Source organism: Bradyrhizobium sp. USDA 4502, from assembly GCF_054063355.1.
In genome coordinates this window covers 4229864-4242361 of record NZ_JBSSGF010000001.1, presented here as the reverse complement: position 1 = coordinate 4242361, position 12498 = coordinate 4229864, and the positions used below count along the sequence as shown (strand labels likewise).

Here is a 12498-nt window from a genome sequence, read left to right as displayed (position 1 = left end):
CGTGACTTTGCTGACCTCTGTTCGAAGACTGGCTATTCCATGAGTGCATCGGCGTTACCCACTTCCGTCGATGCGCTCGAGGATCTCCTGACCTCGCGCGGCTACCTCGCCGAGCGGTCGCTCGCGACCGTGACCTATCTCGCGCTGCGGATGGGCCGGCCGCTGTTCCTCGAAGGCGAGGCCGGTGTCGGCAAGACCGAGATCGCAAAAGTGCTGTCGGCGGCGCTCGGGCGCAAGCTGATCCGCCTGCAATGCTATGAAGGCCTCGACGTCGCCTCCGCGGTCTACGAGTGGAGCAGTGCGGCGCAGATGATCGCGATCCGCCTTGCGGAGGCTTCCGGCGATACCGATCGCGACCAGCTCGCCAGCGACATTTTCGCCGAACGCTTCCTGATCAAGCGGCCGCTGCTGCAGGCGCTCGAGCCCGATGTCGCGGGTCCTCCGGTGCTGCTGATCGACGAGCTCGACCGCGCCGACGAGGCGTTCGAGGCGTATCTGCTGGAAATCCTCAGCGACTTCCAGGTCACGATTCCCGAGCTCGGCACCGTGAAGGCGCCGGCGCCGCCGATCGTGATCATCACCTCGAACCGCACCCGCGAGATTCATGACGCGCTGAAGCGGCGCTGTCTCTATCACTGGGTGGATTATCCCACAGCCGAGCGCGAGCTTGCGATCGTCAAGTCGCGGGTGCCGAACATCTCCGCCAAGCTGTCGCAGCAGGTCGTCCGCTTCGTGCAGGCGCTGCGCAACCAGGATTTCTACAAGTCGCCGGGCGTCGCCGAGACCATCGACTGGGCCACCGCGCTGTCCGAGCTCGACGCCCGCTCTCTGACCCCGCAGGTCGTCGGCGACACGCTGGGCGCGCTCTTGAAGTATCAGGACGACATCGCGCGCATGCAGGGCGATGCGTTGCAGAAGACATTGAAGGAAGCGACGAGCGAGACGTAAGTCGCGCGTCATAACAACGTCCGTCATTCCGGGGCGATGCGTCAGCATCGAACCCGGAATCTCGAGGTTCCGGGTTCGCTCGCTTCGCGCGCGCCCCCGGAACGACGGGAAATGGATCACGATGGCGATTAACCACCTCGCGCCTCCGACCGGCCACATGGCCGACAACGTGATCGGCTTCGCCCGCGCGCTGCGGGCGGCCGGGCTCCCGGTCGGGCCGGGCTCGGTGATCGATGCGCTCGACGCGCTGCAGCTGATCGAGGTCGGCCATCGCTCCGATTTCTACGCCACGCTGGAAGCGATCTTCGTCAAGCGCCACGAGCACGCGCTGATCTTCCGCCAGGCCTTTATGCTGTTCTTCCGCGCCGCCGAGGAGTGGAAGAGCATGCTGGATTCGGTGCCGCTGCCGGACCACGCCAGGAAGAAGCCGCCGCCGGCCTCGCGCCGCGTCCAGGAGGCGATGGCGCAGCCGGCGCGGAGCGAGGAGCGGCCGCAGGCCCAGGAGCAGGAGCTGAAGCTCTCGGTCTCCGACAAGGAGATCCTGCAGAAGAAGGATTTTGCGCAGATGACCGCGGCGGAGATCGCCGAGGTGACGCGCGAGATCGCCAAGATGCGGCTGCCGCAGGCCGAGCTCGTGACCCGCCGCTACCAGCCGGACGCGCGGGGCTTGCGGCTCGACATGCGCCGCACCGTGCGCAACTCGCTGCGCACCGGCGGCGAGATCATCGACATCCGCAAGCTCGGCCGAATCGAGAAGCCGGCGCCGATCGTGGCGCTGCTCGATATCTCCGGCTCGATGAGCGAGTACACCCGCCTGTTCCTGCACTTCCTGCATGCCATCACCGATGCCCGCAAGCGGGTCTCGGTGTTCCTGTTCGGCACCCGCCTGACCAATGTGACGCGGGCGTTACGGGCGCGTGACCCCGACGAGGCGCTGGCGAGCTGCTCCTCCTCGGTCGAGGACTGGGCCGGAGGGACGCGGATCGCGACCTCGCTGCACAGCTTCAACCAGCACTGGGCCCGCCGGGTGCTCGGGCAGGGCGCCATCGTCCTCCTTATATCCGATGGACTAGAACGGGAGGCTGATGCCAAACTGGCCTTCGAGATGGATCGATTGCACCGTTCCTGCCGCCGCCTGATCTGGCTCAATCCGCTGCTGCGCTACTCCGGCTTCGAGGCCAAGGCGCAGGGCATCAAAATGATGTTGCCCCACGTTGACGAATTTCGCCCGGTGCATAACTTGACGTCCATCAAGGGCTTGATCGGGGCGCTGTCATCCCCGCCGCCGGCGCACCACCGCAGCCTGATCCGCTCTGTAGCCTAAGAAGCCTGACCCGATAGCAGGAGGCCACCATGCTGAACCGCGACGAAGACATCCTGCAGGCCGCCGAGACCTGGCAGAAGGAGGGCCATGGCGTGGCGCTTGCCACCGTGGTCGAGACCTGGGGCTCGGCGCCGCGCCCGGCCGGCTCGAGCCTGGTCATCAATGACGACGGCACCTTCCTCGGCTCGGTCTCCGGCGGCTGCGTCGAGGGCGCCGTCGTGACGGAAGCGCTCGACGTCATCGCGAGCGGCCAGCCAAAGATGCTCGAATTCGGCGTTGCCGACGAGACCGCCTGGAATGTCGGCCTGTCGTGCGGCGGCACCATCCGCGTCTTCGTTGAGAAGGTTGGTTAGCCGTGAAACTCGAGATCCTGAAAGAGCTGAACGCCGAGCGCGCCGCGCGCCGCCCGGTCATCATTGTCACCGACACCGCCAATGGCGATCAGCGCCTGGTCAAGGCCGCGGACATCGCCGCCGATCCGCTGCGCGCCGAGCTTTCAAAGCAGCTGCGGATGGGCAAGAGTGGCAATGTCGAGGTCGGGACCAAGAAGCTGTTCCTCAACGTCTACGCGCCGACCGCAAAGCTCGTGATCATCGGCGCGGTCCATATCAGCCAGGCGCTGGCGCCGCTGGCGCGCTCGCTCGACTATGACGTCACGGTGGTCGATCCGCGCACCGCGTTTGCGAGCCCGGAGCGCTTCCCCGACGTGCCGCTGGTCGCCGAATGGCCCGACGTCGCGCTGCCGCCGCTCAACGTCGATCACTACACCGCCTTCGTCGCGGTGACGCATGATCCGAAGATCGACGATCCGGCGCTGCTGCACGCCTTCGACCGCAACTGCTTCTATATCGGCGCGCTCGGATCGCGAAAGACCCACGCCAAGCGCGCCGAGCGGCTGCGTGCGCAGGGCGCCAGGGACAGCGACATCGCGCGCATCCACGCGCCGATCGGCCTCGATATCGGCGCGGTGTCGCCGTCGGAGATCGCGGTCGCGATCATGGCCGAGATCACCGCGCAGCTGCGCTTGCCCCCCAAAGAAAAAGAAGAAGCGGCATGAAATTCGGTCCCGCCAGTCCAGCCGACGCGATTGGCGGCGTCACCGTGCATACCCTCCGCCAGGGCGCGCTGGTGCTCAAGAAGGGCACCACGATCGGCCCCGCCGAGGTCGAGGCGCTGACCAAGGCCGGCGTCGACGAGATCGTCGTGGTGCGGCTCGACGAGGGCGACGTCTCCGAGGACGCCGCCGCGGCCAGCATCGCGCAGGCTGTGGCGGGCGAGGGCGTCAATGTCGAGCGCGCCTTCACCGGCCGCGCCAATCTGTTCGCGGCGCGCCCCGGCGTGCTGGTGATCGATCGCGCCGCGGTCGACCGTATCAACGACGTCGACGAGGCCATCACCTTCGCAACCCTCGCCGCGTTCAAGCCGGTGGTCGAGGGCGAGATGATCGCGACCGTCAAGCTGATCCCGTTCGGCGTCGAGGGGCGCTTACGCGATGCCGCCGTCGCGGTCGCCGGCAAGGATACGCTGCGGATCGCGCCCTATGTGATCCAGAAGGTCGGCGTGGTCTCGACGCTGCTGCCGGGTCTTGCGCCGAAGGTGATCGACAAGACGCTGCGCGTCACCGCCGAACGGCTCGCGCCGGCCGGGCGCCACCATCATCGCCGAGCGCCGCGTGCCGCATGACGAGACGGTGCTGGCGGCCTCGATCAAGGAATTGCTCGAGCTCGGCGCCGAGCTCGTCATCGTGTTCGGCGCGTCCGCGATCGCCGATCGCCGCGATGTCATTCCTGCTGCAATCACTGAGATCGGCGGCGCGGTCGAGCATTTCGGCATGCCCGTCGATCCCGGCAATCTGCTGCTGATCGGCAGCGCCGGCGGCGTGCCGGTGCTGGGCGCGCCGGGCTGCGCGCGCTCGCCGATCGAGAACGGCTTTGACTGGGTCTTGATGCGGCTGCTCGCCGGCATCAAGGTGACGCGATCGGATCTCACCGGCATGGGCGTCGGCGGCCTGTTGATGGAGATCGTGACGCGGCCGCAGCCGCGCACCGTGCCGGACACCGAAGGCAACCGCAACGTCGCCGCGATCGTGCTTGCCGCCGGCCGCTCGACCCGGATGGGCGGCCCGAACAAGCTGCTCGCCGAGCTCGACGGCAAGAAGCTCGCGCGCATCGTCGCCGAGCAAGCGCTGGCCTCGAAGGCTTCCGAGGTCATCGTCGTCACCGGGCATCAGGCCGAGCTGGTCGAGCAGGCGCTCGATGGCCTCAAGGTCAAATTCGTCCGCAACCCGGATTTCGCCGGCGGCCTCGCCAGCTCGGTGAAGGCGGGAATTGCGGCGGTGTCCGACAGCGCCGACGGCGCGATCGTCTGCCTCGGCGACATGCCACTGATCGATGCGAAGCTGATCGATCGCCTGATCGAGACCTTCGCGCCGGACCGCGGCCATCTGATCGCGGTCCCCGTCAGCGAGGGCCGCCGCGGCAATCCGGTGCTGTGGTCAAGGCGCTTCTTCAAGGAGCTGATGACGCTCGACGGCGACATCGGCGCCCGTCACTTGATCACCAAGCATGCCGAGGTGGTCGCCGAGGTCCCGGTCGACGGCGACAGCGCCTTCCTCGACATCGACACCCCGCAGGCGCTGGAAGCCGCAAGACAGGGCTGAACATTCTCCGCGCCGTCCCGGCGAAGGCCGGGACCCATTACCACCAATCGTTGTTGTTGGTGGGACAGCGGCCAGAGCCTCGCGCAATCATCACCATCGGTGGCTATGGGTCCCGGCCTTCGCCGGGACGACGAGTGGATAGAACTCGCTCTCAACCCGTCATTCACCATCTGGAAACGACCCCTGCGTACAGTCCGCGCCGGGCTTTGGGGGATTTCCGCTTGATCATTTCGACCGCCGTCGCGCAGCGTCGCGCGTTGACGATTCTCGTCCTGACATTGCTGCTCGGCGCCACGCGTTTCTCCGTGGAAACCTTCGTGCCCAAGGCGCGCGCGGCCGGTGCGTTCGCGGTCGGCAAGTGCGGGGCCTATGGCCAGGCCTACGACTATCCGGCGGAAGGCGCGGCGCGTGCCGCCGCGTTGAAGCAGTGCAAGGGCGATTGCACCACCGTGACCATGAAGCGGGCCTGCGCCGCGCTCTCGATCGACATGAAGAATCCCTGCGGCGCCCATGGCTATGCCGTGGCGCCGAAGATCTCGAGCTCGCTCAATGCCGCGACCAAGAAGTGCTACGACTATGGCGGCAAGGAATGCGTGATCCGCGCCTGGGCCTGCGACGCCAAGGGGTAGGGCGGCCGCCACAATCCGCCTGGCGGGCAAAGCGCTGATGGCCTGCACTCCGAGCCGCGCTCAGACGGCGCCATAGAAGTGTCGGTATTGCCAGGCGGCGTCGCGCTCCAATTGATCTTCAGACCACGATTGGTCTTTGAACCGCATGACCGACATCGGCGATAGATCGACGGGCGGCTTGCCGTCCACGATCCAGGCCGCAAGCGCCTCGCCGACGGTCGGCGAGATCGACAGACCGGCGACGTTGCACCCGCTTGCAAAATAGAAGCCGGCCACGCCAATGGCTGGGCCGAGAATATGATGGCCGTCGGCAGTCATCGTCGGAATGCCGCCGCGAAACTCCCGCACCTTGGCGGTTTGCAGGAACGGGAGCTGGTCCTTGACCTCATCGGCGGCTGCATGAAGCACGCCGATGTCGAGCGGCATGTCCTTGACGTCGAAGCCGGCCCCAAGCGACTGCATATCGAAGAAGCGCGGCGTTTCCTCGTAGACACCCCACAGGAAACCGCCCTGACACGGACGGGCATACACCGCGGCATCCATGATGCGGATCATCGGCAGGTCGGCCCGCGCGCCATCCAAAGGCTCGGTCACGATCAACTGCTGCCGGGTCGGCACCAGCGGCACGCGGATCCCGCTCGCCTCCGCGACCTGCCGTGTCCACGCGCCGGCCGCATCGACGACAACCGGACTTTCAATGACGCCGTTCGCGGTGGTCAGGCCGATCACGGTGCCGCCGACGATGTTGACGGCGCGCACGTCGGTCTTCGGCAGCAAGATTGCACCGTTGGCCGCCGCGGCTGTGGCGAAACCGACGGCAACCTGCGCCGGGTCGAAATACCGGTCGTCGCCGATCCGCATCGCCGCAACGACGCCCGCCGGCTGCAAGAACGGATTGAGACTGCTCGCCTCTTGCGGAGAGATCAGCTCGACGTCGAGGCCGGTGCGGCGTCCGCGCTCGAAATCGTCCTCGATCACTTCGGCGTCCTGCGGCCGGCGCGCAATCTTGAGGCTGCCCGAATGCACCCAGTCGAGCGGCTGGCCGGTTTCTTCCGTGAACGCCTCGATCTTGCGGCATGCGTCCTTGATGAGGCCAATCATCAAGTCGCTCTTGCGCGCACAACTCACCATGCCTGCCGCGCGGGGCGAGGTTTGCGATCCGATCTCATGCTTGTCGACAAGGGCGACGCTGAGACCTCCACGCTTGCTCAGGTAATAGGCTGTGGCCGCGCCCAATCCGCCCGAACCAATAACAACAACATCGGCCTTGCTGATCATGATGCAATGCCCTGAAATATGCTGATGGTCATCGAACGCCCGAAGCCTACTACGCGGCGCAGGAGCTGACTATCGCTTTCCGTCCCGGCAGGGATCGGGCCCTTGCGACGTCGCACGGCTAGCGGTCGACGTGTGGGTTGAGCTTCTTCGCCGCAGCGATATCAGCTTCGCCAGCCGCGACGTCGCCCTTCAGGCGGGCAGGGTCCGCCCGTGGGTTGCTCAAGAAAACTAACGTCAGCGCCTGGCGGGCAGATGAGGGATGCGCGGTCAGAACTGGCGTTTGTCGTCAACCTGCGGATAGAATTATCGCCATGCAGTTCGACACCAAGATCGCGGTCGTGATCCGCACCGACCTGGAAGTCTGGCAGAAGCTCAACGTGGCGTCGTTTCTTGCCGGCGGCATCGCGGCTTCCTTCCCCGAATGTATCGGCGAGAATTACCAGGACGGCTCGGGGACCAGATATCTCTCCCTGATAGGCCAGCCGATTCTGATCTACGGCGCCGACGGGCCTGCGCTATCGCGAGCGCTGGAGCGCGCGCTGGCGCGCAACGTGCAGCCGGCGCTCTACACCGAGGACATGTTCAAGACCACGCATGACGCCGCCAACCGCGAGGTGGTGAAGGCGGTCGTGCGCAGCGAGCTCAACCTGGTCGGCCTCGCCATTCGCGCCGAGCGCAAGGTGGTCGACAAGATCCTCGACGGGCTGAAGTTTCACACGTAGCGGACAGCGCGCGTAGTGCGGTCCGGCGCTTATCGGCTCGCCTCCTTGTCCGGCATGATCTGCAGCAACGGCGTCGGCGCAATCGATATCTGGCCGGTGAATGGTCGATCATGCGCGGCAATCAGCAGAACCGATGTGGCCACGCCGGTCGCGAACAGGCCCATCGCGATGGCGGATCCCAACCGGTTGTCGCAGTGAACAAGGGCAATGACCAATAGCTCGCAGATGGCCTGAAGGTAGAGGCACCACCATTTGATCGAGTCGACTTCGGTCTGGCTGACGATGATCCGTTGTCGTCGCGCATCGAGTGCCGAATTCAGATTGGTGATGATCTCGTGCTGGGTCGTCTGCTGGCCCGGGTTTTGCGCGGGCGTTGACACGACAAGGCGCAACGCCGCGGTCAGCGCGGGAGGCGCTGCCTTGAGCGATGCAGCCTGGCGCGCCATCATCGGCCATTCCACGGCGACCGTTTCCTCGACGTAGTCGCGAACGAGGCCGCGCAGGCGCGCCTCCTGCTCCGGCGGCAGACCGCCGGCGAGCAAGATGACCGCCCGCAACGAGCTGGCTTCGCGGCTCACCGCCGCGGTGGCGCGATCGCTGTCACTCCAGACCTGTGCCGCGGTGAACGCGACAAACAGGCCGAAAAGGATGCCGAGCACCGGCAACATGCCGGGAGAGATCGATTTGAAAGACGTTGCGCGCTCCTTGGTCGACAGGATCGCAACGCCTGCGAAAATGAGAACGGCAACAAGATAGGTGAAGCCGAAGACGATGAAGGCCATCCACGGCACAGAAAGGTTGTGTAACCAATCGCTCATAGGTGTTTCCCCCAGCCGATCACTTGTATCAAAATCCCCCCAATCCCGCCGGGGAGAGCACGAGGTGAGCCGTAGCCGATCGCGCAGGGAAAGCCGGATTGCTCCGGTTACACCTGTGGTGCCACCCCTGTGCCTTTTTGTTGCACAGGGCCCGCGGGTGCGATCGCCACCCGGCTTTCCCTGCGCCCACTGTTCCCAGAAGGGCGGAAATAAGCAGCAAATTCGGGCATTTGCGCCGCGAGATCGCGAATCTATGCGCATCCTGAGGACCCGGAAAGGCCGACAGGAACGCTTCCGGCCGGCAGGCGTTTTCTCTGAACGCATTGACAATGACTGACTGGTCAGTCATATTATGGCCATGACAAAGCGCATCGAAGAAACGAGCCGCTCCCGGCCTGCCAGGCGCCGGACCACCGCGATCCGGGCTGCCGCGGCGAAGATCCCGAAGGTGGCCTCGGCAAAGCTGCCTGAGCCGAAGCCCGCCGCGAACCGCGCCGAGAAATCGGCGGAGCGGCGCGCTGCGATCGTCGAGGCGGCGATGGACGAGTTCATTGCGCGCGGCTTCGCCGCGACGCGGCTCGACGATGTCGCTAAGCGGGCGGGCGTCGCCAAGGGCACGCTCTATCTGTACTTCAAGGACAAGGAGTCGATGTTCGAGGAGTTGATCCGCACCGCAGTCGTGCCCTTGGTCAATCGCATGGCCGCGCCGCCCACCATCACCGGTCCGGTGCGCGATGCGGTGGAGAGGTTTGCCGAGACCTTCATCCGCGAGATCGTGTCGACCCGGCGCGGCGACATCGTCCGCCTGATCGTCTCCGAAGGGCCGCGCTTCCCGACGATCGCCGACTTCTATTTCCGCGAGGTGGTGTCGAAGGGGATGGCCGCGATGCAGGCGCTGATCCAGCTTGCGATCACGCGCGGCGAGATCAGGCAGCGCCAGCTCGCGCAGTTTCCCCAACTCGTCGTGGCGCCCGCGATCGTCGCGGTGATCTGGCAGAGCCTGTTTGCCCGGCACGCGCCGCTCGATGCTCTCGCGATGTTCAAGGTTCATCTCGATCTGATCTTCGGCGAACGGAGCAAGTCATGACCGTCTCGCGCATGATGAAGCTCGTGACCGCAGTCGTGCTGGCGGCGGCGCTGGCCGGTTGCCAGGAGAAGCGTGATCCCGGCTTCCAGGGCTGGGTCGAGGCCGATATGATCTTCGTCAGCCCCGATGAATCCGGCCGCGTCATCAAGCTCAATGTGCGCGAGGGCGACGAGGTCAAGCCCGGCGATCTGCTCTATTCGGTCGACGACGATTTGCAGCGCGCCGATCTCAACCAGAACAACGCGACCCTTGCCAACGCGCGGCAGAGCTATGACCGCGCGGCCTCGCTGCGCGGCACCGGCGCCGGCACCCAGGCCAATCTGGATTCCGCGGTCTCGGCGCTGCGCGTCGCGGAGGCGCGGGTCAACACCTCGCAGACCCGGCTCGACCGCCGCAAGGGCTTTGCGCCGATCGCGGGCTCGATCCAGCAGATCTATTTCCGCGAGGGCGAGATGGTGCAGGCGCAGCGCCCGGTGCTGTCGATCATGCCGCCCGGCAACATGAAGCTGCGCTTCTTCGTGCCGGAGGCCGAGCTGCCGAAGCTCGCGCTCGGCGACGAGGTGAGGGTGACCTGCGACAATTGCGCCGCCGACCTCACGGCAAAGATCTACTTCATCGCCACCACGGCGGAATACACGCCGCCGGTCATCTACAGCCTCGATGAACGCAACAAGCTGGTCTATCTGATCCAGGCGCGGCCGAGCCGGCCCGATGTGCTGCGCGTCGGTCAGCCGATCAGCATCTACCTCAATCCCAAGACGCCGGTGGCGGAGCGCAGATGAACGGCGGCTCCACCAGCGCGCGGTCCAACGCACCCTCCATCGCGATCGATGTGAAGGGCCTGACCAAGTCGTTTGGCGGACGCGAGGTCGTCCATGACCTGTCGATGCAGGTCAAGCGCGGCTCGATCTACGGCTTCCTCGGTCCCAACGGCAGCGGCAAGACCACGACCATCCGCATCCTGTGCGGCCTGCTGACGCCCGACAGCGGCGAGGGCACCTGCCTCGGCTACGACATCCGGCGCGATGCCGACAAGATCAAGCGCAAGGTCGGCTACATGACGCAGCGCTTCAGCCTCTACCAGGATCTGTCGGTGCGCGAGAATCTCGAATTCGTGGCGCGGCTCTATGGCATGCCGGACGCGCGCGGCGCCGCGGCCGACATGATCGCGCGGATCGGGCTGAAGGGCCGCGAGGAGCAGCTCGCCGCCAATCTCTCCGGCGGCTGGAAGCAGCGGCTCGCGCTCGGCGCCTGCACGCTGCCCAATCCGCAATTGCTGCTGCTCGACGAGCCGACCGCCGGCGTCGATCCCAAGGCGCGGCGCGATTTCTGGAACGAGATCCACGCGCTCGCCGCCGAAGGCCTCACCGTGCTGGTCTCGACCCATTACATGGACGAGGCCGAGCGCTGTCACGAGATCGCCTACATCGCCTACGGCCATCTGTTGGCCCACGGCACGGTGGACGAGGTGATCGCCGCCTCCGCGTTATCGACCTGGACGGTGACGGGCGAGGATTTCAACGGCCTGATGGCCGAGCTCACGGACAAGCCCGGCGTCGACATGGTGGCGCCGTTCGGCACCAGCCTGCACGTCTCCGGCCGCGACAAGGCGGCGCTCGAGGCCGCGATTGCGCCCTATCGGGACAATTCGAAATGGCAATGGCAGGCCAGCGAGCCGTCGCTCGAAGACGTCTTCATCGATTTGATGGGGCGCTCCAAGGATAATTTCCAAGGATAACTTTCAAGGATAATTTCCAGGGATAATTGCGATGAGCGCAACGGAAACGATCCAGAAGAGCGAGGCGAGGGAGCCGGCATTCGGCTTCTGGCGGCGCAGCTACGCGATGCTGGTCAAGGAGTTCATCCAGCTCCGCCGCGACCGCGTCTCGTTCGCCATGATCATCATGCTGCCGGTGATGCAGCTGACGTTGTTCGGCTACGCCATCAACACCACGCCGCGCAATCTGCCGACCGCCGTGCTGACCCAGGAGGACAGCGATCTCGGCCGTTCGATCCTGAAGGCGATGGAGAACACCGCCTATTTCCATTTTGTCCGCGAGGTCCACACCGTCGAGGAGTTCGACGAGCTGCTGCAATCCGGCAAGGTGCTGTTCGGCGTCGAGATCCCGCGCGGCTTCGAGCGCGCGGTGCGGCGCGGCGACAGGCCGGCGCTGCTGGTCGCGGCGGATGCCACCGACCCGGTGGCGTCGGGCTCGGCGCTCGGCGCGCTCGGGCCGCTGGTGCAATCGGCGCTGGCGCATGATCTGCACGTCGGCGATCCCCCGGACATGCCGTTCGAGATCCGCGCTCACGCCCGTTACAACCCGGCGGCGGACTCGCGTCTCAATATCGTGCCCGGCCTGGTCGGAACCATCCTGACCATGACCATGCTGATCTTCACCGCGCTCTCGGTGACGCGCGAGATCGAGCGCGGCACCATGGAGAGCCTGCTGTCGATGCCGATCAAGCCGGTCGAGGTGATGTTCGGCAAGATCATCCCCTATGTGCTGGTCGGCTTCATCCAGGCCACGCTGATCATCGCCATCGGCATTTTGCTGTTCGGCGTGCCGGTCCTCGGCAGCCTCACGCTGTTGGCGCTGCTCACCACGCTGTTCATCACCACCAATCTGTCGATCGGCTACACCTTCTCGACCATCGTCCAGAACCAGCTGCAGGCGATGCAGCTTTCGATGATGTTCTTCCTGCCGAGCATCCTGCTGTCCGGCTTCATGTTTCCGTTCGCGGGCATGCCGGTCTGGGCGCAATATATCGGCGAGGGGCTGCCGCTGACCCACTTCGTGCGCATCGTCCGGGCAATCATGCTGAAGGGGGCGGCGATGCAGAACCTGCAATACGACACCGTCGCATTGGTCGCCCTGATGCTGTTCGCCATGACGATCGCGGTGACGCGCTTCCGCCGCACGCTCGATTGAGGCTATGATGGATGCCATCAATGATCGTCATTCCGGGGCGATGCGAAGCATCGAACCCGGAATCTCGAGATTCCGGGTTCGCTTCGCGCCCCGGGATGAC

13 protein-coding genes and 1 pseudogene are annotated in these 12498 nt (G+C 65.6%); 11 read left to right on the top strand and 3 right to left on the bottom strand.

Features of this window, described 5'->3' with window-relative positions; all coding sequences use genetic code 11:
• Positions 1 to 39 precede the first annotated feature (39 nt).
• The 6 genes and pseudogenes from ACVW1B_RS19705 (at position 40) to ACVW1B_RS19680 (ending at position 5560) form a co-directional block, all read left to right on the top strand.
• A complete protein-coding gene (locus tag ACVW1B_RS19705; protein WP_438072534.1) occupies positions 40 to 948 on the top strand; it encodes an AAA family ATPase in 909 nt (302 codons plus the stop codon).
• A 121-nt stretch (positions 949 to 1069) separates the two neighbouring features.
• Positions 1070 to 2272: a vWA domain-containing protein gene (locus ACVW1B_RS19700; protein WP_456822063.1), complete on the top strand. Its 1203-nt coding sequence runs from the start codon at positions 1070 to 1072 to the stop codon at positions 2270 to 2272.
• Positions 2273 to 2301: 29 nt separating this feature from the next.
• Positions 2302 to 2625: an XdhC family protein gene (locus ACVW1B_RS19695; RefSeq protein WP_018272401.1), complete on the top strand. Its 324-nt coding sequence runs from the start codon at positions 2302 to 2304 to the stop codon at positions 2623 to 2625.
• A gap of 2 nt (positions 2626 to 2627) precedes the next feature.
• Positions 2628 to 3329: an XdhC family protein gene (locus ACVW1B_RS19690; RefSeq protein WP_057018431.1), complete on the top strand. Its 702-nt coding sequence runs from the start codon at positions 2628 to 2630 to the stop codon at positions 3327 to 3329.
• Positions 3326 to 4931 (top strand): annotated as a pseudogene (locus ACVW1B_RS19685) (NTP transferase domain-containing protein). Before ACVW1B_RS19690 ends, ACVW1B_RS19685 begins: the two are co-directional and overlap by 4 nt.
• 278 nt (positions 4932 to 5209) lie before the next feature.
• A complete protein-coding gene (locus ACVW1B_RS19680) occupies positions 5210 to 5560 on the top strand; it encodes a DUF4189 domain-containing protein (RefSeq protein ID WP_420888210.1) in 351 nt (116 codons plus the stop codon).
• 60 nt (positions 5561 to 5620) lie between these two features.
• Here ACVW1B_RS19680 and ACVW1B_RS19675 read toward each other — a convergent pair whose 3' ends face one another.
• Positions 5621 to 6838: an NAD(P)/FAD-dependent oxidoreductase gene (locus ACVW1B_RS19675; protein ID WP_456780282.1), complete on the bottom strand. Its 1218-nt coding sequence runs from the start codon at positions 6836 to 6838 to the stop codon at positions 5621 to 5623.
• Between the two features lie 311 nt (positions 6839 to 7149).
• Between ACVW1B_RS19675 and ACVW1B_RS19670 the strand changes: the two genes are divergently transcribed.
• Entirely contained in the window at positions 7150 to 7560 is a 411-nt protein-coding gene (locus ACVW1B_RS19670; protein ID WP_438072525.1) for a DUF2000 family protein, read from the top strand.
• A gap of 29 nt (positions 7561 to 7589) precedes the next feature.
• Here ACVW1B_RS19670 and ACVW1B_RS19665 read toward each other — a convergent pair whose 3' ends face one another.
• Together ACVW1B_RS19665 and ACVW1B_RS19660 are read right to left on the bottom strand one after the other, a co-directional pair.
• Positions 7590 to 8342, bottom strand: a complete 753-nt coding sequence (locus tag ACVW1B_RS19665) for a bestrophin-like domain (protein ID WP_456823049.1) — start codon at positions 8340 to 8342, stop codon at positions 7590 to 7592.
• Positions 8343 to 8723: 381 nt separating this feature from the next.
• Positions 8724 to 8930 carry a hypothetical protein gene (locus tag ACVW1B_RS19660; RefSeq protein WP_253610085.1) on the bottom strand — a complete coding sequence of 69 codons (207 nt, stop codon included), beginning with the start codon at positions 8928 to 8930 and terminating at the stop codon, positions 8724 to 8726.
• Here ACVW1B_RS19660 and ACVW1B_RS19655 point away from each other — a divergent pair.
• From ACVW1B_RS19655 to ACVW1B_RS19640, 4 genes are read left to right on the top strand one after another with little or no spacing between them, the layout of a single operon-like run.
• The gene (locus ACVW1B_RS19655) at positions 8842 to 9465 is read left to right on the top strand and encodes a TetR/AcrR family transcriptional regulator (protein ID WP_253641422.1); all 624 of its coding nucleotides are present in this window, start codon (positions 8842 to 8844) and stop codon (positions 9463 to 9465) included. The genes ACVW1B_RS19660 and ACVW1B_RS19655 overlap by 89 nt on opposite strands.
• Positions 9462 to 10247, top strand: coding sequence for an HlyD family secretion protein (locus ACVW1B_RS19650; protein WP_253607975.1), 786 nt, complete (start codon positions 9462 to 9464; stop codon positions 10245 to 10247). Before ACVW1B_RS19655 ends, ACVW1B_RS19650 begins: the two co-directional genes overlap by 4 nt.
• Positions 10244 to 11203, top strand: coding sequence for an ABC transporter ATP-binding protein (locus ACVW1B_RS19645; RefSeq protein WP_456822062.1), 960 nt, complete (start codon positions 10244 to 10246; stop codon positions 11201 to 11203). The genes ACVW1B_RS19650 and ACVW1B_RS19645 overlap by 4 nt, the downstream gene beginning before the upstream one ends.
• A gap of 31 nt (positions 11204 to 11234) precedes the next feature.
• A complete protein-coding gene (locus ACVW1B_RS19640) occupies positions 11235 to 12398 on the top strand; it encodes an ABC transporter permease (RefSeq protein WP_456822061.1) in 1164 nt (387 codons plus the stop codon).
• Positions 12399 to 12498 lie beyond the last annotated feature (100 nt).